This window comes from Enterobacter sp. E14S (assembly GCF_055666685.1).
Map to the genome: position 1 here is coordinate 101,135 of NZ_JBVODQ010000010.1, position 21,066 is coordinate 122,200.

The 21,066-nt window shown below is 56.1% G+C and carries 21 protein-coding genes and 1 other annotated feature; of the genes, 7 read left to right on the plus strand and 14 right to left on the minus strand.

The window, feature by feature from the left end; genetic code table 11:
- The first annotated feature begins 86 nt into the window (after positions 1–86).
- Complete coding sequence (satP, locus tag ACZ6J2_RS17995) at positions 87–653, plus strand: acetate uptake transporter (RefSeq protein ID WP_023334461.1); 567 nt, start codon at positions 87–89, stop codon at positions 651–653.
- Here satP and ACZ6J2_RS18000 read toward each other — a convergent pair.
- From ACZ6J2_RS18000 to tal, 3 genes are all read right to left on the minus strand, one after another.
- Positions 630–1,952 (minus strand): MFS transporter, encoded by a 1,323-nt coding sequence (locus ACZ6J2_RS18000; RefSeq protein WP_471726365.1) that lies wholly within the window; start codon positions 1,950–1,952, stop codon positions 630–632. The genes satP and ACZ6J2_RS18000 overlap by 24 nt on opposite strands.
- Positions 1,953–2,074: 122 nt before the next feature.
- Positions 2,075–2,662: a molybdopterin adenylyltransferase gene (gene mog, locus ACZ6J2_RS18005; protein WP_311391198.1), complete on the minus strand. Its 588-nt coding sequence runs from the start codon at positions 2,660–2,662 to the stop codon at positions 2,075–2,077.
- A 110-nt stretch (positions 2,663–2,772) separates the two neighbouring features.
- Positions 2,773–3,726: a transaldolase gene (tal, locus tag ACZ6J2_RS18010; RefSeq protein WP_023310342.1), complete on the minus strand. Its 954-nt coding sequence runs from the start codon at positions 3,724–3,726 to the stop codon at positions 2,773–2,775.
- A 262-nt stretch (positions 3,727–3,988) separates the two neighbouring features.
- On the opposite strand from tal, the gene ACZ6J2_RS18015 reads away from it, so the two are divergent.
- Positions 3,989–5,419: an alanine/glycine:cation symporter family protein gene (locus ACZ6J2_RS18015; protein ID WP_471726366.1), complete on the plus strand. Its 1,431-nt coding sequence runs from the start codon at positions 3,989–3,991 to the stop codon at positions 5,417–5,419.
- 66 nt (positions 5,420–5,485) lie between these two features.
- On the plus strand, positions 5,486–6,259 hold the full coding sequence (yaaA, locus tag ACZ6J2_RS18020; RefSeq protein WP_471726367.1) for a peroxide stress protein YaaA: 774 nt from the start codon (positions 5,486–5,488) through the stop codon (positions 6,257–6,259).
- A gap of 32 nt (positions 6,260–6,291) precedes the next feature.
- Here yaaA and ACZ6J2_RS18025 read toward each other — a convergent pair whose 3' ends face one another.
- The 7 genes from ACZ6J2_RS18025 to yjjY form a co-directional block, all read right to left on the minus strand.
- Complete coding sequence (locus ACZ6J2_RS18025) at positions 6,292–6,594, minus strand: DUF2502 domain-containing protein (RefSeq protein ID WP_223535025.1); 303 nt, start codon at positions 6,592–6,594, stop codon at positions 6,292–6,294.
- Between the two features lie 303 nt (positions 6,595–6,897).
- Positions 6,898–8,184, minus strand: a complete 1,287-nt coding sequence (thrC, locus tag ACZ6J2_RS18030) for a threonine synthase (protein ID WP_471726368.1) — start codon at positions 8,182–8,184, stop codon at positions 6,898–6,900.
- A 3-nt stretch (positions 8,185–8,187) separates the two neighbouring features.
- Entirely contained in the window at positions 8,188–9,117 is a 930-nt protein-coding gene (gene thrB / locus ACZ6J2_RS18035; RefSeq protein ID WP_023310337.1) for a homoserine kinase, read from the minus strand.
- Position 9,118: 1 nt separating this feature from the next.
- Positions 9,119–11,581, minus strand: coding sequence for a bifunctional aspartate kinase/homoserine dehydrogenase I (gene thrA, locus ACZ6J2_RS18040; RefSeq protein WP_471726369.1), 2,463 nt, complete (start codon positions 11,579–11,581; stop codon positions 9,119–9,121).
- A 24-nt stretch (positions 11,582–11,605) separates the two neighbouring features.
- Positions 11,606–11,723: a sequence feature (Thr leader region), on the minus strand.
- On the minus strand, positions 11,662–11,730 hold the full coding sequence (thrL, locus tag ACZ6J2_RS18045) for a thr operon leader peptide (protein ID WP_015572623.1): 69 nt from the start codon (positions 11,728–11,730) through the stop codon (positions 11,662–11,664). It overlaps the preceding feature by 62 nt.
- A gap of 211 nt (positions 11,731–11,941) precedes the next feature.
- The gene (locus tag ACZ6J2_RS18050; protein ID WP_471726370.1) at positions 11,942–12,628 is read right to left on the minus strand and encodes a tRNA/rRNA methyltransferase; all 687 of its coding nucleotides are present in this window, start codon (positions 12,626–12,628) and stop codon (positions 11,942–11,944) included.
- A gap of 399 nt (positions 12,629–13,027) precedes the next feature.
- On the minus strand, positions 13,028–13,168 hold the full coding sequence (gene yjjY, locus ACZ6J2_RS18055) for a YjjY family protein (protein WP_085928893.1): 141 nt from the start codon (positions 13,166–13,168) through the stop codon (positions 13,028–13,030).
- Positions 13,169–13,263: 95 nt separating this feature from the next.
- Between yjjY and arcA the strand changes: the two genes are divergently transcribed.
- On the plus strand, positions 13,264–13,980 hold the full coding sequence (gene arcA, locus ACZ6J2_RS18060; protein ID WP_003856501.1) for a two-component system response regulator ArcA: 717 nt from the start codon (positions 13,264–13,266) through the stop codon (positions 13,978–13,980).
- 45 nt (positions 13,981–14,025) lie between these two features.
- Here the strand turns inward: arcA and creA are convergent, their stop codons facing one another.
- Entirely contained in the window at positions 14,026–14,499 is a 474-nt protein-coding gene (gene creA / locus ACZ6J2_RS18065; protein ID WP_032660778.1) for a protein CreA, read from the minus strand.
- Positions 14,500–14,710: 211 nt separating this feature from the next.
- Here creA and robA point away from each other — a divergent pair, with 211 nt between their 5' ends.
- Positions 14,711–15,580: an MDR efflux pump AcrAB transcriptional activator RobA gene (gene robA / locus ACZ6J2_RS18070; protein ID WP_023310333.1), complete on the plus strand. Its 870-nt coding sequence runs from the start codon at positions 14,711–14,713 to the stop codon at positions 15,578–15,580.
- Here robA and gpmB read toward each other — a convergent pair.
- A complete protein-coding gene (gpmB, locus tag ACZ6J2_RS18075) occupies positions 15,577–16,224 on the minus strand; it encodes a 2,3-diphosphoglycerate-dependent phosphoglycerate mutase GpmB (RefSeq protein ID WP_023310332.1) in 648 nt (215 codons plus the stop codon). The two genes, robA and gpmB, sit on opposite strands and share 4 nt — an antisense overlap.
- Positions 16,225–16,274: 50 nt before the next feature.
- On the opposite strand from gpmB, the gene yjjX reads away from it, so the two are divergent.
- Positions 16,275–16,790: an inosine/xanthosine triphosphatase gene (yjjX, locus tag ACZ6J2_RS18080; protein ID WP_023334447.1), complete on the plus strand. Its 516-nt coding sequence runs from the start codon at positions 16,275–16,277 to the stop codon at positions 16,788–16,790.
- A gap of 29 nt (positions 16,791–16,819) precedes the next feature.
- Here the strand turns inward: yjjX and trpR are convergent, their stop codons facing one another.
- Positions 16,820–17,149, minus strand: coding sequence for a trp operon repressor (trpR, locus tag ACZ6J2_RS18085; protein ID WP_023310330.1), 330 nt, complete (start codon positions 17,147–17,149; stop codon positions 16,820–16,822).
- Positions 17,150–17,204: 55 nt separating this feature from the next.
- Positions 17,205–19,142, minus strand: a complete 1,938-nt coding sequence (sltY, locus tag ACZ6J2_RS18090) for a murein transglycosylase (protein WP_048975080.1) — start codon at positions 19,140–19,142, stop codon at positions 17,205–17,207.
- Between the two features lie 227 nt (positions 19,143–19,369).
- Between sltY and ettA the strand changes: the two genes are divergently transcribed.
- Positions 19,370–21,037 carry an energy-dependent translational throttle protein EttA gene (gene ettA, locus ACZ6J2_RS18095; RefSeq protein ID WP_047060206.1) on the plus strand — a complete coding sequence of 556 codons (1,668 nt, stop codon included), beginning with the start codon at positions 19,370–19,372 and terminating at the stop codon, positions 21,035–21,037.
- Positions 21,038–21,066 lie beyond the last annotated feature (29 nt).

Genomic DNA, 21,066 nt, shown 5'->3' on the forward strand with positions numbered 1-21,066 from the left:
GCCCATTATGATGCCGCGCCCAGTCAGGGAGAACTGACGCGGGTTTAACCATTTCACCATATTAATGATGATTTTTTTGAGGACTTATGGGCAACACTAAGTTGGCTAATCCGGCTCCGCTGGGCCTGATGGGTTTTGGCATGACCACTATCCTGCTGAACCTGCACAATATCGGGATGTTCCCGATGGATGGCATCATCCTGGCGATGGGCATTTTTTACGGCGGTATCGCGCAAATCTTCGCGGGCCTGCTGGAATATAAGAAAGGCAATACCTTCGGCTTAACCGCCTTCACCTCTTACGGTTCTTTCTGGCTGACCCTGGTTGCCATTCTGCTGCTGCCTAAAATGGGCATGGCAGACGCGGCAAACGCCCATTTCCTGGGCGTTTACCTGGGCCTGTGGGGCGTCTTCACCCTGTTCATGTTCTTCGGTACCCTGAAAGGTAACCGCATGCTGCAGTTCGTTTTCCTGAGCCTGACCGTGCTGTTCGCCCTGCTGGCGATCGGTCACCTGGTGGATAACGAAGGCATCGTTCATGTTGCAGGCTGGATTGGTCTGGTTTGCGGCGCAAGCGCTATCTACCTCGCAATGGGTGAAGTGCTGAACGAGCAGTTTGACCGCACCATTCTACCGATTGGTGAAAAACACTGATCCCTCTGTCGTGTCCGCCTCGCGGGCACGACATCCCCTCATCTGCCCCAGCCAAATCCCTAATCCCAGCCCCATCAAAGAGAGCGCGAGTACATACCAGGCTGGCGCCATCGGCGACACGCCCATCAGCACGGTGACGGCAATAGGCGTCAGCCCGCCAAAAATGGCATACGACACGTTATAGGAAAATGAGATCCCGGTGAAGCGTACCTCCGGCGGGAATGCGCGGACCATCACGTACGGTACCGCCCCGACAACGCCCACGCACAGCCCTACCGTGCCGTACAGCAGGAACAGCTGCTCAGGATGGCTGCCCGCCAGATGGTAAAACGCCCAGCTTGATGCGCCCAGTAACAGGCTGCCGACGATAAAGGTAACGCTGGCGCCGAAACGATCTGCCGCCAGCCCGGCGGCGAGACAGCCAAAGCAGAGCATGATTGTCGCGATACTGTTCGCCTGTAGCGTCACGGCAGGGGCGAAGCCGTACTGCTTTTGCAGCCACACCGGGGACATCAATATCACCACCACAATGCCCGCCGAGAGCAGCCAGGTGAGCAGCATCGACACCACCACCGCTTTTTTATGGCGTACCACGACCGCCTTCACCGGCAGCTCCTGCGCCAGCGCTTTGCGCTGCTGCATCTCGAGGAAAATCGGCGTCTCCTGCAGCCAGCGGCGCAGGTACATCGCGACCAGACCAAACGCCCCGCCCAGCAGGAACGGAATACGCCAGCCCCAGTCGTGCACGGCCTGCTGCGTCATGCTGGTGTTTACAATTGTCGCGACGACGGAACCGAGCAAAATCCCGACCGTTAACCCCGCGGTTAAGGTTCCGCAGGCGATTCCAATGCGGCGCGCCGGAACATGCTCCGCGACAAACACCCATGCGCCCGGCACTTCACCGCCAATCGCCGCGCCCTGAAGGACGCGCATCAGCAACAGCAGCAGCGGAGCAAGAATGCCCATCGAGGCATAGGTGGGCAGCAGACCAATGGCCAACGTCGGCACGGCCATCAGCAGAATGCTAAGAGTAAACATCTTCTTGCGCCCGACCAGATCGCCAAAGTGGGCCATGATAATGCCGCCCAGCGGACGCGCCAGATACCCGGCGGCAAAAATGCCGAAGGTTTGCACCTGACGCAGCCATTCCGGAATATCCGCCGGGAAGAAGAGTTCTCCCACCACGGCGGCGAAGAAGACGAAGATGATAAAGTCGTAAAACTCCAGCGCGCCGCCTAAGGCCGCGAGCGTGAGGGTTTTGTAGTCCTGTCGATTCAGAGGTCGGGTGTTATGTGACATAGCGAACCATTATGCGTGTGTTGTGGATTTATTTTTACAGGAATCGTAAAGAAAAAATTACTATACCGTAAAAGCTTTACCACGCTATCGCCGCTTCAGCTAATGCCACATATTGGTTAATTTCAGGAGATTGTTTCGCGACGTGCGTTTTTCGGACGAAAAGCTGCTACCACTTTCTCATCGGTTTCCACATACGGACCGTCAAGAAGCTGTATACAATACGGTACACTTGCAAAGATGCCGTGAACGATGACGCTGCCATCTTCCGCCTTCAGCCCTTCCAGCGTCTCTTTGATCGACTTCGGCTGCCCCGGCAGGTTCAGAATCAACGCCTGCTTGCGGATCACCCCCACCTGGCGGGAAAGAATGGCCGTCGGAACAAAGTGTAGACTTATCTGGCGCATCTGCTCGCCGAAGCCCGGCATTTCACGATCGGCAATCGCCAGCGTTGCGTCCGGCGTCACGTCGCGGCGCGCGGGGCCGGTTCCGCCCGTTGTCAGAACAAGGTGACAGCTCATCTCATCCACCAGCTCACACAAGGTCTGCTCAATGATCGGCTGCTCGTCCGGGATCAGGCGGGTCTGGATCTCGAACGGGGTGGTCAGCGCGCTGCCAAGCCACTCTTCCAGAGCGGGGATGCCTTTATCCTGGTAAACACCGCTGGAGGCGCGGTCAGAAATCGACACTAAGCCGATGCGTAAGGTATTCATATCCATTCCATTCAAAGAGTACTGATTAAAGGGAATGATACACGCAGAGAGGAAATTCAGACAGAGGCGGGGGTAAGACGCGTGACCGGAAGCCCGGTCACGCAGAATGATTACAGCAGGTCGCCGATCATTTTTTCCAGTTTGCCCTGGTCAACAGCAAACTTACGGATACCGTCCGCCAGTTTGTCTACAGCCATTGGATCCTGGTTGTGCTGCCACAGGAACTCGGATTCAGTGATGCGCTCCGGGCGTGCTTTCACTTCACCGGTGTAGGACAGTTTACGCTCGATGGTACCTTCGCTTTCTGCCAGCTCTTTCAGCAGTGCAGGCGCGATGGTCAGGCGGTCACAGCCAGCCAGCTCAATGATTTCACCGACGTTACGGAAGCTTGCGCCCATAACCACAGTCTCATAGCCGTGCTGTTTGTAGTATTCGTAGATTTCAGTAACAGAAACCACGCCTGGATCTTCAGCCGGCGCGTATTCTTTCTTATCGGTGTTGGCTTTGTACCAGTCCAGAATACGGCCCACGAACGGAGAAATCAGGTATACGCCTGCTTCTGCACATGCACGCGCCTGCGCGAAGGAGAACAGCAGGGTCAGGTTACAGTTGATACCGTCTTTTTCCAGCTGCTCTGCCGCGCGGATACCCTGCCAGGTAGAAGCCAGTTTGATCAGGATACGGTCGTTGCTGATGCCAGCGTCGTTGTACATTTTGATCAGACGTTTCGCTTTTGCGATAGACGCTTCGGTGTCGTAGGAGAGACGTGCATCCACTTCGGTAGAGATACGGCCAGGAACCAGCTTCAGGATTTCCAGACCGATGTTCACTGCCAGCTTGTCGGTAGCGTCCACAACCTGCTGCGCGCGGTCGTTGCTCTGTGCTTTCGCCCAGGTCACTGCGTCGTCAATCAGTTTGCGATACTCAGGGATCTGTGCGGCGTTAAGGATCAGAGAAGGGTTGGTTGTGGCATCCTGCGGCTGGTACAGCTTCATTGCCGCGATATCTCCGGTGTCAGCTACGACAGTGGTGAACTGACGAAGGGAGGTCAATTTATCCGTCATGATAGTGTTTCTCTTTTAACGTGCCCTGGATAATTCACGCTACCGACAGCATGCCTGCAGCGGAAAAATGACAGGTTTACTTGTTAGGGGGATGTAACCGGTCTGCCCTGATGATAACACGAGTGAGAGGCAGCGCAACCGCAGACAGTGCGCTTAGGTAGAGTATGGTAAACTCGGAAGATTAACAGGCTGCTAAGCAACAGCATGCCCAATCAGTGGTAGCGCTTACATATTCACTTTGGCATCAACAAGAGGGACGTTAATGCCTGATTTCTTTTTCTTTATTAACGAAGTCCTGTGGGGTTCGATAATGATTTACCTGCTTCTGGGAGCAGGTATTTGGTTTACGCTACGCAGTGGATTTATCCAGTTTCGTTATATTCGCAAGTTTGGCAGAAGTCTGAAAAACAGCGTTACGCCCCAGCCGGGCGGATTAACGTCGTTCCAGGCACTCTGTACCAGCCTGGCGGCACGCCTCGGCAGCGGGAATCTGGCGGGCGTTGCGCTGGCCATCAGCGCCGGTGGGCCAGGCGCGGTCTTCTGGATGTGGGTAACGGCGCTACTCGGTATGGCCACCTCCTTTGCCGAAAGTTCGCTCGCCCAGCTGTATAAAGAGAAAGATAAAAACGGCCAGTTTCGCGGCGGTCCTGCCTGGTACATGGCGCGTGGCTTAGGGATGCGCTGGATGGGGGTTCTGTTCTCGCTTTTTTTACTGCTCGCGTACGGCCTTATTTTTAATACCGTCCAGGCAAATTCTGTCGCCAATGCCCTGCGCTATGCCTGCTCCTGCCCCGAGTGGATCGCCGGTATCGTGTTAGCCCTCGTCGTTTTGCTCACCATTTCAGCCGGTCTCAAGGGCGTTGCCCGCCTGATGCAGTGGCTGGTTCCCGTTATGGCGCTGCTTTGGGTTGCCGCGAGCCTGTTCGTCGCCGCACTGCATATCGACCAGGTGCCTGGCGTGATTGCGACCATCGTCAAAAGCGCTTTTGGCTGGCGCGAGGTGGCCTCCGGGGCGCTGGGTTACACCTTCAGCCAGGCGCTGATGGCGGGTTTTCAGCGGGGCATGTTCTCCAATGAAGCCGGGATGGGGTCAACCCCCAACGCGGCCGCTGCCGCCTCTTCCTGGCCGCCGCACCCGGCCGCACAGGGCATTGTGCAGATGATTGGCGTCTTTACCGATACCATTATCATCTGCTCCGCCAGCGCCATGATTTTGCTGCTGGCAGGCCCCGTCCCGCATTCTTCTGGTACCGCCGGGATACAGCTTCTCCAGCAGGCGCTGGTGAACCTGACCGGCGGCTGGGGAGCAGGATTTGTCTCGCTCGTCCTGGTGCTGTTTGCCTTCAGCTCGATTGTGGTGAATTATCTCTACGCCGAAAATAACCTTATCTTCCTGAAACTCGACTCCCGCGCCGCAATCGGAACCCTGCGTATCGCGGTCATAATGATGATCATCGCTGGCTCCTTCCTCAGTATGCCGCTGGTCTGGCAGCTGGCCGATATCATTATGGCGCTGATGGCGATCACGAACCTCACCGCTATCCTGCTGCTCTCGCCCGTTGTGACTCTGATTGCCAGAGACTATCTGCGTCAGCGCAAACTCGGCGTTCCGCCGGTATTTGATCCCGCCCGCTATCCCGACGTTAAGGCGCAGCTTGCCCCCGGCACGTGGGATGATTTGCCGCGGCAATAATAGCTATCGATCAATTCAGGACGATTTTTTGCTAAAGTCGCTCTAAATTTCCTGCAAGGATTGGATATGCTGATTCTGATTTCACCTGCAAAAACGCTCGACTACCAGAGCCCGCTCGCCACCGAGCGCTATACCCGGCCTGAACTGCTGGACTACTCGCAACAGCTGATCCGCGAAGCGCGTAAGCTCTCTGCGCCGCAAATCGCCTCGCTGATGAGCATCAGCGACAAGCTGGCCGATCTTAACGCGACCCGCTTTCACGAGTGGCATCCGGATTTCACCCCGGCGAACGCTCGCCAGGCGATTCTGGCGTTTAAAGGTGACGTCTACACCGGCCTGCAGGCGGAAGATTTTAGCGAAGCCGATTTCGATTTTGCCCAGCAGCATCTGCGCATGCTGTCGGGTCTGTACGGCGTACTGCGCCCGCTGGATCTGATGCAGCCGTATCGTCTCGAGATGGGGATTCGCCTGGAAAATGCCAAAGGCAAAGATCTGTACCATTTCTGGGGCGATATCATTACCGACAAACTGAACGCGGCGCTGCACGCCCAGGGCGATAACGTGGTGATAAACCTGGCATCAGATGAATACTACAAGTCGGTGAAGCCGAAAAAGCTGGATGCGGAGATTATCAAACCGGTGTTCCTCGACGAGAAGAACGGTAAGTTTAAAGTGATCAGCTTCTACGCCAAGAAAGCGCGCGGCCTGATGAGCCGCTACATCATCCAGAACCGCCTGACGAAGCCGGAGCAGCTGACCGCCTTCAACAGCGAAGGCTATTTCTTTGACGAAGCGTCGTCAGGGAAAGGCGAGCTGGTGTTTAAGCGCCACGAGCAATAAAAACAAACCCCGCCAGCTGGCGGGGTTTTGCATTAATGGTGTTTCCAGTCCGGGCCGCGATCGTCGCGGTGGTCATCGTGGTGATGGTCATCGTGACGATCTTCATGTTTACGATGCTCATCATGTGGACGCCAGTGGTTATCACGCCAGTCATAATGCGCCTTCCACCAGTCATGGTCGCGCCAGCGGCCGCCGTCCCAGTAATGACCGTTGTTGTCCTGGTCGCCAATCTGCAGTTTGACCGCCGGTACGAGGGTAATTTCAGATGCCTGAACCGCCATGGGGGCGGCCAGCACCAGTGAAAGCGCGATGAGTGCAGGTTTCAGTGTAGACACAGGTGACTCCTTATTCTTCTTGCCCAACGTGGGCCGATGTAAGGAGATTACGCGAGGGGAACGGGGGATGTTATTCTCTGCAATCCTAAACGCTAAGTGACCGCATTTATTGGGAATTTCTACTTTTTTCCTGCTTTTTCTCTCCTTAATTTCTCCATAAAAAAGCCGGGTGGCGGCTTCGCCTTACCCGGCATAGAGATCGGTGTTGCGATTGCCGGGTGGCGCTGCGCTTACCCGGCCTACGATTAGGTCATCGTGGTCGTTGTAGGCCCGGTAAGGCGTAGCCGCCACCGGGCAACACAATCACGCGCGGGTCATCATCAGCTTACGCAGCGCGGCAAAATCTGCCGGCAGCTCATGTGACAGCAGAGGTAGGTCGGCGCGCTCGGCCAGCTCTTTCGGCAGCGGCAGCGTTTCGCCCAGGATCGCTTCCACGCTCTCTTTGAACTTCGCCGGATGCGCGGTGCCCAGGAACAGGCCATATTCACCCGGGTTAAGCTGGTCGCGCAGCGCGCGGTAGGCAATCGCCGCGTGCGGTTCAGAGGTATACCCCACCGCCTTCAGCTCGCGCATGGTCGCTTTGGTGGTTTCATCCGTCACGGCGGCGTAGCCCAGGTCACCCAGACGCCAGATCTTACGGCGGAACAGCTCTTCCACGCGCGGCCAGTTGTTCGGCTGTGACACATCCATCGCGTTGGAGAGCGTCGCCTGCGTGGCGTTCGGCGCCCACTTCCCGTCTTTCAGGAAGCGCGGCACGGTGTCGTTAGCGTTGGTCGCCGCGATAAAGCGTTTCACCGGCAGACCCAGGGATTTCGCCAGCAGGCCCGCCGTCAGGTCACCGAAGTTACCGCTTGGCACGGAGATCACCAGCTGGTTGCGCGCTTCCTGCGGCAGCTGCGCCACCGCTTCGAAGTAGTAGCAGATCTGCGCCAGCAGACGGCTGATGTTGATGGAGTTAGCAGAGTTCAGTCCCAGGGCCACCTTCAGCTCTTCGTCGTCGAAGGCCTGCTTGACCAGCGCCTGGCAGGCATCGAAATCGCCGTCGATCGCCACGGTTTCAATGTTGCCGCCGAGCGTACAGAACAGTTTTTCCTGCAGCGGGCTGATTTTGCCTTTCGGATAGAGGATCACCACGCGAACGTTTTTCAGTCCGTAGAACGCGTGAGCCACCGCCGCACCGGTATCGCCGGAGGTCGCGGTCAGGATGGTCACCGGTTTGTCGCCGCTGATGTGGGTCAGCATCTGCGCCATAAAGCGGCCGCCGAAGTCTTTAAACGCCAGGGTCGGGCCGTGGAACAGCTCCAGGCAGCCAACGTCAGGCTCAACCTGCTTAACCGGCGCCGGGAAAGCGAACGCCGCACGCACGCGCTCTTCCAGCAGCTCCTGCGGAATTTCGTCGCCGATAAACGCAGACAGAATTTTGGTGCTGCGGGTGACGAAGTCCTGCTTCAGCAGCTCATCAATCTCGGTCAGCTGGAATTCCGGCAGGTCATGCGGGAAGAACAGCCCCTGATTTTTGCCCAGCCCCTGAGTGACCGCCTGCGCGAAGCTGACCTGCTCGTTATGATCTTTAAGGTTATAGAGTTTCATTAATTATCCCAGTACTCGTGCGCCAGCCGTGTCCAGACGGCAAATATGAACAAAGCCTTCCTGATTTTGCAGGTAGTGTTTAGAGAGCCAGTCCGCCACGCGCTGCGCGGTGTCAGGCTTGTCGCACAGGGCGAACAGCGTCGGGCCGGAGCCGGAGATGCCGCACGCCTGCGCGCCAATATCCATGGATGCCTGTCGCGCCTCGTTAAAGCCGGGCAGCAGCTTCGTGCGGTACGGCTCGGCAATGACGTCCTTCATCAGCTTCGCCGCCAGCTGCGGCTGACGGGTGTAGCAGGCGTGAATAAAGCCCGCCAGATGACGCCCGTGGGCGATGCAGTCCTGACGACGATACTGCGCGGGCAGGATCGCACGCGCTTCCGCGGTAGAGACCTTAATGCCCGGATAGGCCAGCACCCACAGCCACTCATCAAACCCTGGCACCTGCTGGCTGATGATGCCATTTTCTTCGATCATCAGCTGCATGCCGCCGAGGAAGCACGGCGCCACGTTGTCATAGTGAATGCTGCCGGAGATGCGCCCTTCCAGCTCGCCCATCAACCCCAGCAAGCGGTTGTTGTTCAGCGGCTTGCCGCAGTGCTCGTTCATCGCCACCAGGGCGGCGACCACCGAACAGGCGCTGGAACCCAGACCCGAGCCAATCGGCATGCTTTTTTCCAGCGTCATGGCAACCGGCACGTTTTTGCCGATCTCCTGACAGAAGCGTTCCCAGCACTGATAGACGATATTCTCGCGCGGGTCGGACGGCAGTTTGCTGGCGAAGCGGCCCACGTTATTCAGGCTGAAGCTGTCTGCCGCTTCCACCGTGACCGTATCGCCCAGCAGTGAACCATCCACCGGCGTCACCGCCGCGCCCAGCACGTCAAATCCGACGCTCATATTCGCGCTGGAAGCCGGGGCATAAACTTTGACCATGTTAAACTCCTAACTTCCATGACAGGGTACGCAGCAGATCGGCAAACACACCCGCCGCCGTAACATCGTTCCCTGCGCCATAGCCGCGAAGCACCAGCGGCAGTGGCTGATAATAGTGGCTGTAAAACGCGAGGGCGTTTTCGCCGTTTTTGACTTTGTACAGCGGGTCGTTGCCATCCACTTCGGCAATCTTCACCCGGCACACGCCATCTTCTTCAATGTTGCCAACATAGCGCAATACCTTACCTTCATCACGGGCTTTCGCAACGCGCGCGGCAAAAGCGTCGTCAAGCTGCGGCAAATTTGCCATAAATGAGGCGACATCACCGCTGCTGTCAAATTCTGCCGGCAGCACGGGTTCAATCACGATATCGGAAAGCTCAAGCTCACGGCCCGTTTCACGGGCGAGAATCAATAATTTACGCGCCACGTCCATACCGGAGAGATCGTCACGCGGATCCGGCTCGGTATAGCCCAGCTCGCGCGCGGCGCGGGTGGCTTCCGACAGGCTCATGCCCTCATCCAGCTTGCCGAAGATAAACGACAGCGAGCCGGAGAGAATGCCGGAGAAACGCTGCAGTTCGTCGCCCGCGTTCAGCAGGTTCTGCAGGTTCTCGATAACCGGCAGGCCGGCCCCCACGTTAGTGTCGTACAGGAACTTGCGGCGCGACTTGCTCGCCGCCAGACGCAGCTGGTGATAGTAATCCATCGACGAGGTATTGGCCTTTTTGTTCGGCGTCACCACGTGGAACCCTTCACGCAGGAAGTCGGCGTACTGGTCGGCCACCGCCTGGTTAGAGGTACAGTCGACGATCACCGGGTTAAGCAGATGATACTCTTTCACCAGGCGGATCAGGCGGCCCAGGTTGAACGGCTCTTTCGCCTCGTTTATCTCGCCCTGCCAGTTTTCCAGGTTCAGACCGTGAACGTTAGTCAGCAACGCTCTGGAGTTGGCAATCCCGCAGACGCGCAGATCGATATGTTTCTTCTTCAGCCACTCCTGCTGACGCTTCACCTGCTCCAGCAGCGCGCCGCCCACCCCGCCGACGCCAATCAGGAACAGCTCGATAACCTGATCGGTGTTGAACAGCATCTGGTGAACCACGCGTACGCCGGTGGTAGCGTCATCGTTGTCCACGACAACAGAAATTGAACGCTCAGACGAGCCCTGGGCAATCGCCACGATATTGATATTGGCGCGCGCCAGCGCGGCAAAGAACTTGGCGGAGATACCGCGCAGCGTGCGCATGCCGTCGCCAACCACGGAGATGATCGCCAGACGTTCCTGAATGGCGAGCGGCTCCAGCAACTCTTCTTTCAGCTCCAGATAGAACTCTTCCTCCAGCGCGCGGCGGGCGCGCAGGCAGTCGGCCTGCGGCACGCAGAAGCTGATGCTGTATTCGGAAGAAGACTGGGTAATCAGCACCACCGAGATACCGTTGCGGGACATAGCCGCAAAGACGCGCGCCGCCATGCCGACCATCCCCTTCATCCCCGGACCGGAGACGCTGAACATCGCCATGTTGTTGAGGTTGGAGATGCCTTTGACCGGCAAACCGTCCTCATCGGTACTCGCGCCAATCAGCGTACCCGGCGCCTGCGGGTTACCGGTGTTTTTAATCAGGCAAGGGATCTGGAACTGGGCAATCGGGGAGATGGTACGCGGGTGAAGCACTTTGGCGCCGAAGTAGGAAAGCTCCATCGCCTCCTGGTACGACATCGACTTCAGCAGTCTGGCATCGGGTACCTGGCGCGGGTCGCAGGTATAGACGCCGTCGACGTCGGTCCAGATCTCACAACAGTCCGCGCGTAAACAGGCGGCCAGCACGGCGGCGGAGTAGTCGGAGCCGTTACGGCCCAGCACCACCAGCTCGCCCTTCTCGTTACCGGCGGTGAAGCCTGCCATCAGGATCATATGGTCAGAAGGAATTTTGCTTGCGGCGATACGGCGGGTTGATTCGGCAATATCAACGGTGGATTCGAGGTAGTGGCCCACCGCCAGCAGTTTTTCAACCGGATCGATTACGGTCACGCTATGGCCGCGCGCTTCCAGCACGCCGGCCATGATGGCGATAGAGAGTTTTTCGCCCCGGCAGATCAGCGCCGCGTTGACGCTGTCCGGGCACTGTCCGAGAAGGCTGATGCCGTGCAGGACATGTTTGATTTGCGCGAATTCCTGCTCAACGAAGGACTTCAGCTGAGCGTGCGGGAAGCCAGGCAGCGCCTCTGCCAGCCCTTGCAGCAAGTCAGCGAAGATACGTTCTGCGTCGCTGATGTTCGGGAGTGCATCCTGGCCACCGATGGTTTTTTCAATCATCGCCACCAGATGGTTCGTGATTTTTGCCGGGGCAGAGAGCACGGTAGCAACCTGCCCCTGCCTGGCGTTGCTTTCCAGGATATCGGCAACACGCAGAAAACGTTCTGCATTTGCCACTGATGTACCGCCGAACTTCAACACTCGCATGGTTCTACCTCGTTTCCTTTAGCCGAAAAAAAAGCCCGCACTGTTCAGGTGCGGGCTTTTTTTTGTTTTTCCTGTACGCGTCAGCCCGCATCGTTACCTGTGGTAATGATGATGGTTGTGGTAATGGTGGTGATGCTGATGCGTTTCATGGATGTTGTGTACTCTGTCATTATTATCTGTCTGTCCTGTATTCTTTTAGGGTTAAAGGATCGGGCACCTTAAGTCAACGAATTTTTAATTTGATCACAATTCGGGAGACTCTCACGTCCCGCTGTTTGCAGATTTATTTTCATCCGATTCGCCCAGATGCAACCCTCCCGGACAGACTTATTCGCCATAGTAAAAACTTATGACAGGATTTTACTCCGCCAATTTTTTTTCAATATCGTGCAGCAAACGATGCAGCATTGCGGTGTCCCGCTGCTCAAGACGGCCCAAACGCTGCTGCAACCAGTCAGCCATTTTCTGATCGTCCGCCACCCCCAGCTGAGACAATAGTTGCTCAACGCGAGCGCGCAGCGCAGCCAGCTGATTTTCATTTGCCGCTTCTGCCGGAGGCTGGGGGATTTGTATTAGGGAGGCTAATTGATAGCAATAGACCATAACCGCCTGGCCTAAATTCAGGGAGGGATAATCGGCGACCATCGGCGCACCGGTAAGAACGTCCGCCAGCTCCAGCTCTTCGTTGGTTAATCCGGAATCTTCGCGACCAAACACCAGCGCGGCCTTCTCCAGCCACTGGCTTTTCTCGCTCAGCATCGGCACCAGCTCCGCTGGCGTAGCATAGTAATGGAACTTCGCACGGCTGCGCGCGGTGGTCGCAACGGTAAACGAAATATCGTGCAGCGCATCAGCAAGCGTAGCGTAAGTGGTTATATTATCGAGGATATCGCCTGAACCGTGCGCTACCCAACGGGCAGCAGGCTCCAGGTGCGCAGTGCTGTCCACGATACGTAAATCGGTGAATCCCATAGTCTTCATGGCGCGCGCGGCAGCGCCTATATTTTCGGCTCTGGCCGGGGCAACCAGTACAATCGACAGATGCATTTATGCTCTCTTTTTAATCAGTTAGCGGGTAAAAATGTGATGCACTTCAACATATTACGCAGCGCGAATTTACAAAATTGCAACACAAATCACCGAAATAGCGTTTCATAACAAATTAAAAACGCTAAACTATTCCTTGTCTGAACAATCAGTTAGAATGTTAACAGAACACTATTATCCCTATGTTTTATAATGATAATAGCAACATGAATACCCTATTCTGATTGGATTCGCTTCGTTTATAAATCAATGTCCGCAACTAGTTGGTTTATTGAAAAATTGTGACAAAGGCTAGCATTCCGCTACGATGATTTCATCAAACTGTTAACGTGCTACAATTGAACTTGATATATGTCAACGAAGCGTAGTTTTATTGGGTGTCTGGTGTCACTTAGCCTGTTATGTTGCTGTTAAAATGGTTAGGATGACAGCCGTTTTTGACACTGTCGGGTCCAAAGGGAAAGTACCCAAGACCAAGCTAATGATGTTGTTGACGTTGATGGAAAGTGCATCAAGAACGCAATTACGTACTTTAGTCACGTTAAGCCGATCATGTTAATTTGCGACATGCATCAGGCAGGTCAGGGACTTTTGTACTTCCTGTTTCGATTTAGTTGGCAATTTAGGTAGCAAACATGCAGACCCCGCACATTCTTATCGTTGAAGACGAGTTGGTAACACGCAACACGTTAAAGAGCATTTTCGAAGCAGAAGGCTACGATGTCTTTGAAGCGACCGATGGCGCAGAGATGCATCAGATCCTTTCTGAAAATGATATCAACCTGGTGATCATGGATATTAACCTGCCGGGCAAAAACGGTCTTCTTCTGGCGCGCGAACTGCGCGAGCAGGCGAACGTCGCGTTAATGTTCCTGACGGGCCGTGATAACGAAGTTGATAAAATTCTTGGCCTGGAAATCGGTGCGGATGACTACATCACCAAGCCGTTCAATCCTCGCGAGTTAACCATTCGTGCACGCAACCTGCTGTCCCGCACCATGAACCTGGGTACGGTCAGCGAAGAGCGTCGTAGCGTAGACAGCTACAAATTCAACGGCTGGGAACTTGATATCAATAGCCGTTCGCTGATTAGCCCGAACGGTGAGCAGTATAAACTGCCGCGCAGTGAATTCCGCGCGATGCTGCACTTCTGCGAAAACCCGGGCAAAATTCAGTCCCGTGCAGAGCTGCTGAAGAAAATGACCGGCCGTGAGCTGAAACCGCACGACCGTACCGTAGACGTGACCATCCGTCGTATTCGTAAGCATTTCGAATCTACGCCAGATACGCCGGAAATCATCGCCACGATCCACGGCGAAGGTTATCGTTTCTGCGGCGATCTGCAGGAGTAATCCCGCAGTTAACGCATTAAAAAACGGCGCATTTGCGCCGTTTTTTTATTCCCGCCACGGCATAATCGGCACCGCGCTGATTGCGTTTTTCGGCGAGCCTTCCACCACTTTGTCAGAGTAGGCAAGGTACGCCAGGGTGTTGCGTTTGGCATCATAGAAACGCACCACCTGCAGTTTTTTGAACACCAGCGAAGTCCGTTTCTGGAATACCACGTCGCCCTGCGCTTTGCCGTTTTTAATTTTATCGCTCAACTCAACCGGCCCCACCTGCTGACAGGAAATCGCCGCATCGGAGGTATCTTCCGCCAGTCCCAGCCCGCCTTTGATACCGCCCGTTTTCGCGCGGCTGACGTAGCAGGTGACGTTTTTCACGTCCGGATCGTCAAACGCTTCCACCACGATTTTATGGTCCGGGCCGAACATTTTGAACACGGTATCGACGGAGCCAATCTGTTCTGCCTGCGCCACGCGCCCGACCATCAGCATCAACGCGGTGAAGATCAAAGTCTTGTATTTCATATTGTTACCATTCTTTAAAATTACACTGAGCGATTATTCAACACTTTAGACAAAAATGTAGCAAGATCACAGGATTAGAATATATCTGCCTGTAATGTGCTCTAAAAAGCATGAATGCGCAAAAAAAACACTGAATGCTAAAACATCAAAAAATGCTATTATCCGCTAACCTGTTATCAGGCACCTGCTGTTTTAAGGATGAGGATAGTATATGGATCAGGCTGGAATTATTCGCGACCTGCTCACCTGGCTGGAAGGTCATCTCGACCAGCCTTTGTCACTTGATAATGTGGCGGCTAAAGCAGGCTATTCCAAGTGGCATTTGCAAAGGATGTTCAAGGATGTCACCGGTCATGCTATCGGGGCCTATATTCGCGCACGTCGTTTATCAAAATCTGCTGTGGCATTGCGCCTGACCGCGCGGCCTATTCTGGATATTGCCCTGCAATATCGTTTCGATTCGCAGCAGACCTTCACCCGCGCCTTTAAAAAACAGTTCTCGTTGACGCCAGCGCTGTATCGTCGCTCGCCTGACTGGAGCTCGTTTGGCATGCGTCCGCCGCTGCGTCTGGGCGAATTCGCAATGCCGAAATATGAAATTGTCGCGCTGCCGGAAACCCATTTGATCGGCACGACGCAGAGCTACTCCTGCTCACTGGAGCAGATTTCAGAGTTCCGTCATCAGATGCGCGTCCAGTTCTGGCGCGACTTCCTGAGCCACGCACCGACGATCCCGCCAATCCTGTATGGCCTCAACGAAACGCACCCAAGCCAGGAAAAAGACGACGAGCAGGAGGTGTTCTACACCACCGCGCTGACGCCAGAGATGGCCAATGGGTATATTCAGGGTTCGAAGCCCGTCGTGCTGGAAGGCGGCGAATACGTGATGTTCGCCTATGAAGGGCTGGGAACGGGGGTTCAGGAGTTTATCCTGACCGTTTACGGAACCTGCATGCCGATGCTGAATCTGAATCGCCGTAAAGGTCAGGACATTGAGCGCTACTACCCGGCGCAGGATGCCAAACCGGAAGAAGGCCCAATCAATCTGCGTATGGAATTTTTGATTCCGATACGTCGTTAACGCTGCAGTTCGTCAAGCGCAGGGGCATCAAGATGCGAAATGTCCCCTGCCATCTCCACTACCCAGCCCGACGCCAGCCACGCGCTTTCCTGATAATCAATCCGGGAAATGGAGCAGTTGCGCAGGCGCAAACGGCGCTCAGCGTAAGCCGGTAACCCCAGAATGGTGCTCACCAGGCAACCCAACGCAATCCCGTGACTCACCAGCAGCGGACGGCTTCCCGCCGGCAGCTTCAGGCACTCCGCCAGGGCGGCATGCATGCGTACGCTAAGCTCCTGCATGGATTCGCCTTCAGGAATGCGGCCATCTTCGGTACCGTTCACCAGCGTGCGGCGCCAGCCCTCCTCCGCTTCCGTCAGCGTATCGATATGGCGTTTCTCCAGCACGCCCATATCCAGCTCGCGCAGGCGCGGCTCCAGCATGACGTCACAGCCGCAGGCATCTGCGATGATGCGCGCCGTCTGCTGTGTGCGACCTAAATCGCTGGTAATCACGTGGGTAATGCCCAGCGTTCTGGCGCGTTCCGCCACCTGCCACGCTTGCTGCACACCCTTCTCGGTGAGAGGACTGTCTGACTGGCCTTGAATACGTCGCTCGGCGTTCCACTGCGTTTCACCGTGGCGAACAAGGTATACCTGTAACATGCTTTTTTTCCGTTATACTGCGATGAGTTTTTTTTGAATCGAGCTTAATTATGCACCATGTTGTCTCTGCTACCACTAATCCTGCCAAAATTCAGGCAATTCTAAGGGCATTTGACGAGATCTTCGGCGCAGGATCCTGCCATATTGAGGCCATCGGCGTCGAGAGTGGCGTTCCTGAACAGCCGTTTGGCAGCGAGGAAACGCGCGCTGGCGCACGAAATCGCGTGGCAAACGCAAAGGCCGCGGCACCGAATGCTGACTTTTGGGTAGCGATTGAAGCAGGTATCGACGAAGGCGCAACTTTTAGCTGGGTGGTCATCGAAAGCCGCGAGCAGCGCGGTGAAGCGCGTTCTGCCACCCTGCCGCTGCCGGAGATCATTCTGGAAAAAGTCCGTGCGGGTGAAGCGCTCGGGCCGGTGATGTCGCAGTACACCGGAATCGATGAGATTGGCCGTAAAGAAGGAGCGATTGGCGTCTTTACCGCAGGCGCGCTGACGCGTTCAGGCGTTTATCACCAGGCCGTGATTCTGGCCTTAAGCCCGTTCCATAACGCGATTTATCGGTAAGTTTTTTTGGCCGGATTAAAGAAAAGCCGTCATCCGGCATTTTTCAGCAATACCGCTTCCAGCCACTGGCGCAGCTCAACCGGCGCCGACTTCAGGCTGTTCGAGCCGCGGGTGATCGTTGCAATACCCGCGCCGAGCTCATTTTTCAGCTCGCGCTGGCTCATCTCCCCGCGCAGCAGCTCCTCAATGATCCGCACGCGCGTGCCCAGCGCCTCGCGCTCGTCCGGCGTGAGCATCAGCTGCATAAGGGGTAAATGCAGATCCTGTTCGTAAGACTGACGCAGCAGCTCCACAAAACGAAGCCACTCCAGATGACGTTGTTCGGCCATTGCCGAGGAATACGGGGAATGCTGGGTCATGTTATGCTGCCTCTTGTACTCTTTAGCGAGTACAGCATAACACAACCCACGCCGATCAGTAACGTCTCTGCCACTCGGCATCGCTCATCAGGGTATCTTTCTGCCCCATGAAGTAGCGATAGTAAGCGTCATAGGCCAGCACGTTCTTCACGTAGCCGCGCGTTTCCGAGAACGGAATGCTCTCCACAAAAGCCACGGCGTCGATGCGTCCGGCGCTGTTGCCGAGCCAGGTCCGCACGCGCCCAGGACCCGCGTTATAAGCCGCAGAAGAGAAGATGCGGTTATTGCCGAACTGCTGATACACGTACTGGAGATAGCTGGTACCGATGTTGATGTTGGTATCCGGATCCAGAAGCTGCGACGGACTGCTGTAGCCAGGAATATTAAACATCTTCACCGTGTGCGTCGCCGTGCCTGGCATAATCTGCATCAGGCCGCTGGCGCCCACCGGGGAACGGACTTTCGGGTTCCACGCGCTCTCCTGACGGGCAATCGCCATCGCGTAGCTTTGCGGGATATCTTTGCCGCTGGTGTAGCGATCGAACAGATCTTTGTACGCCAGCGGGAAACGCTCTTCCAGATGATCCCAAAGCTTGCCGGCGATCGTCGCCTGCACGCTGAGATCCCACCAGTGATTATCAAACGCATAGCGGGCAAGCTGGGCTTTCTCATCGGTGGTGCGGCTGGTCACCAAATTCGCCCACTCGCTGCGCGCGGTGTTATCCATATTCCAGTACATCAGCTCGCGAACGCGCGCCATTTCAGGCCCCTGCGTCAGTGCCGGGTTCGCGTTGGCAGGCGCTTTATCTATACGGAAAGTGTATTCCTCGCCCAGACGCTGCGCGGCAGCCATTGGGTAAAATCCGCGCTGCTGCATCAGCGAATGGAGGATCTCTTTGGCCTCATCATCACGACCGCGCTCCATCAGCAGATCGGCCTGCCAGTAGCGCCATTCGTCTTTCTCTTTGGCCTCCATGGGCAACCGCGCGAGCCAGGTATTGAGCCCACGACGATCGCCCGTGCCCAGCGCCATGCGCACACGGCGTTCCACCAGCGACGTGGAGTTCGAACGCATAATGGCATCGTCACGCCAGCGCGCCTGTTCATCGGTCACATCGGTGCCCATCAGTCGCCACGCCACGATGTCGCGCAGCTCCTGGGTTTGCTCCTCATTAAGCTGCTGCGCCTGCACCAGCTGCGGGATCATCAGCCGCGCGTTTTCCACATCGTCACGCGCCACGCTGGCAAAGGCCACCGCCGCCATCTGGCGGGTAAAATCGGTCGCGCCCGTACTGCGGGCAAAGGTCAGGACGCTGTTCGGATCGTTTGCCAGCGAGATAACCGCCGTGGAGATCGTCTGGTAATCGGACGGCATCTGCCCCGCCAGCGTGGTCACCAGACGCGTGTTACCGGCTTTCATCGCCAGACGGATGCGTTCAAGGTAGGAGAGCGGATCCTGCTTGCCGGAAGCACGCCACGCGCTAAACAGAGAATCACAGGCGTTCGGCTGGTTTTTTCCGGTCAGCCAGAGCTCTTTTGCTCCGGCCCAGGCCTCTTCCTGCTGGCCGGTCGCCCATTTCGCGTAGTAATAATTACACTGGGCTTCGGTGGCATTCGGCTTCTCAGGGCTAAACGCCAGCAGGCCGCGCCAGTCTTCGCGACGCGCCAGCTCATTCACAAAACGAGACTGGAGATTTCGGGCAGGCGGCAGGGTCGGGTTCGCCTGAATGAAGTTATTCACGGTGACGGTGGGCTGGTTCATCAGGTCGTCCGTAATCTGGCGATACTCCAGATACGGATACAGCGGATAATCCTTTAGCGTCGGCATCAGCGCCTGCACGGTATCCATCTGCTTGTTGTCCCACGCCTGTTTAATCTGGGCGTAGCGGTTACGTTGTTCATCCAGTGAATCGGCATGCACCGCCTGGCTTACCGCCATTACGCATACGCTGGCAGCCAGCAGACGCCAGACCACCCGTTTGGCTTTTTCCACAAGCTCTTCCTCATTGTTTTTTCGTCAATTGCAGCGTCTTGCCACGTCAAAGTCTAATTAACTTATGCTAACCAGGCATCCTTCAACGCGCCACGTCATGGACACTTTTTTACCTTTCTTGCGCGTTTTAACACTCCCGACGTTCCTGGCTGGGATTAGGACGTGAAAAAGGCTACACTTCGAGGCTGAAATTCCTTCTCATTACGATAAAAGAGGCGAAGTCCAACGTGGCTCAATTCGTTTATACCATGCATCGTGTCGGCAAAGTTGTCCCGCCGAAACGTCATATTCTTAAAAATATCTCGCTGAGCTTCTTCCCGGGCGCAAAAATCGGTGTTCTGGGTCTCAACGGTGCCGGTAAGTCCACCCTGCTGCGCATCATGGCCGGCATTGATACAGACATCGAAGGTGAAGCCCGTCCGCAGCCTGGCATCAAGATTGGTTACCTGCCGCAGGAACCTCAGCTGAACCCGGAACACACCGTTCGCGAATCCGTTGAAGAAGCGGTATCCGAAGTGGTTAACGCGCTGAAAGGTCTGGATGAAGTGTATGCCAAATACGCTGAGCCGGATGCGGACTTCGACAAGCTGGCCGCGCAGCAGGGCAAGTATGAAGAGATCATCCAGGCGCACGACGGTCACAACCTGAACGTGCAGCTGGAGCGCGCGGCTGATGCCCTGCGTCTGCCGGACTGGGATGCGAAAATCGCGAACCTCTCCGGGGGTGAACGCCGCCGCGTGGCGCTGTGCCGCCTGCTGCTGGAAAAACCAGACATGCTGCTGCTCGACGAACCGACTAACCACCTGGATGCAGAATCCGTGGCGTGGCTGGAGCGCTTCCTGCACGACTTCGAAGGCACCGTTGTGGCGATTACCCACGACCGTTACTTCCTCGACAACGTCGCCGGCTGGATCCTGGAGCTGGACCGCGGTGAAGGTATTCCGTGGGAAGGCAACTACTCTTCCTGGCTGGAGCAGAAAGATCAGCGTCTGGCGCAGGAAGCTTCTCAGGAAGCGGCGCGTCGTAAGTCTATCGAGAAAGAGCTGGAGTGGGTTCGTCAGGGCGCGAAAGGCCGTCAGTCTAAGGGCAAAGCCCGTCTGGCACGCTTCGAAGAGCTGAACAACACCGAATACCAGAAACGTAACGAAACCAACGAACTGTTTATTCCACCTGGAGCACGTCTGGGGGATAAAGTGGTTGAAGTGACCAACCTGCGTAAATCCTACGGCGACCGTCTGCTGATCGACGACCTGACCTTCTCCGTACCGAAAGGCGCTATCGTTGGTATCATCGGTCCGAACGGCGCGGGTAAATCGACCCTGTTCCGCATGATGTCCGGTCAGGAACAGCCTGACAGCGGCTCTATCACCCTGGGTGAAACCGTGAAGCTGGCCTCCGTTGACCAGTTCCGTGACGCGATGGATAACAGCAAAACCGTGTGGGAAGAAGTCTCCGGCGGTCTGGATATCATGCGTATCGGCAACACCGAGATGCCAAGCCGCGCCTATGTTGGCCGCTTTAACTTCAAAGGCACCGACCAGGGCAAACGCGTGGGCGAACTGTCCGGCGGTGAGCGCGGTCGTCTGCACCTGGCGAAGCTGCTGCAGGTGGGCGGTAACGTTCTGCTGCTTGATGAACCAACCAACGACCTGGATATCGAAACCCTGCGCGCGCTGGAAAACGCCCTGCTGGAGTTCCCGGGCTGTGCGATGGTTATCTCGCACGACCGTTGGTTCCTGGACCGTATCGCGACCCACATCCTGGACTATCAGGACGAAGGTAAAGTGGAGTTCTTCGAAGGTAACTTCACCGAATACGAAGAGTACAAGAAACGCACGCTGGGCGCCGACGCGCTGGAGCCGAAGCGTATTAAGTACAAGCGTATTTCGAAATAAAAGCAAAACGGCAACTTCGGTTGCCGTTT

What these genes read in the sequence shown, in the direction of transcription:
- ACZ6J2_RS18000 (WP_471726365.1), bottom strand. Translation starts at nt 1,952, where the DNA reads ATGTCACATAACACCCGACCTCTGAATCGACAGGACTACAAAACCCTC.
- ACZ6J2_RS18015 (WP_471726366.1), top strand. Translation starts at nt 3,989, where the DNA reads ATGCCTGATTTCTTTTTCTTTATTAACGAAGTCCTGTGGGGTTCGATA.
- robA (WP_023310333.1), top strand. Translation starts at nt 14,711, where the DNA reads ATGGATCAGGCTGGAATTATTCGCGACCTGCTCACCTGGCTGGAAGGT.
- thrB (WP_023310337.1), bottom strand. Translation starts at nt 9,117, where the DNA reads ATGGTCAAAGTTTATGCCCCGGCTTCCAGCGCGAATATGAGCGTCGGA.
- yaaA (WP_471726367.1), top strand. Translation starts at nt 5,486, where the DNA reads ATGCTGATTCTGATTTCACCTGCAAAAACGCTCGACTACCAGAGCCCG.
- satP (WP_023334461.1), top strand. Translation starts at nt 87, where the DNA reads ATGGGCAACACTAAGTTGGCTAATCCGGCTCCGCTGGGCCTGATGGGT.
- thrA (WP_471726369.1), bottom strand. Translation starts at nt 11,581, where the DNA reads ATGCGAGTGTTGAAGTTCGGCGGTACATCAGTGGCAAATGCAGAACGT.
- thrC (WP_471726368.1), bottom strand. Translation starts at nt 8,184, where the DNA reads ATGAAACTCTATAACCTTAAAGATCATAACGAGCAGGTCAGCTTCGCG.
- tal (WP_023310342.1), bottom strand. Translation starts at nt 3,726, where the DNA reads ATGACGGATAAATTGACCTCCCTTCGTCAGTTCACCACTGTCGTAGCT.
- mog (WP_311391198.1), bottom strand. Translation starts at nt 2,662, where the DNA reads ATGAATACCTTACGCATCGGCTTAGTGTCGATTTCTGACCGCGCCTCC.
- yjjX (WP_023334447.1), top strand. Translation starts at nt 16,275, where the DNA reads ATGCACCATGTTGTCTCTGCTACCACTAATCCTGCCAAAATTCAGGCA.
- trpR (WP_023310330.1), bottom strand. Translation starts at nt 17,149, where the DNA reads ATGACCCAGCATTCCCCGTATTCCTCGGCAATGGCCGAACAACGTCAT.
- gpmB (WP_023310332.1), bottom strand. Translation starts at nt 16,224, where the DNA reads ATGTTACAGGTATACCTTGTTCGCCACGGTGAAACGCAGTGGAACGCC.
- creA (WP_032660778.1), bottom strand. Translation starts at nt 14,499, where the DNA reads ATGAAATACAAGACTTTGATCTTCACCGCGTTGATGCTGATGGTCGGG.
- arcA (WP_003856501.1), top strand. Translation starts at nt 13,264, where the DNA reads ATGCAGACCCCGCACATTCTTATCGTTGAAGACGAGTTGGTAACACGC.
- ACZ6J2_RS18050 (WP_471726370.1), bottom strand. Translation starts at nt 12,628, where the DNA reads ATGCATCTGTCGATTGTACTGGTTGCCCCGGCCAGAGCCGAAAATATA.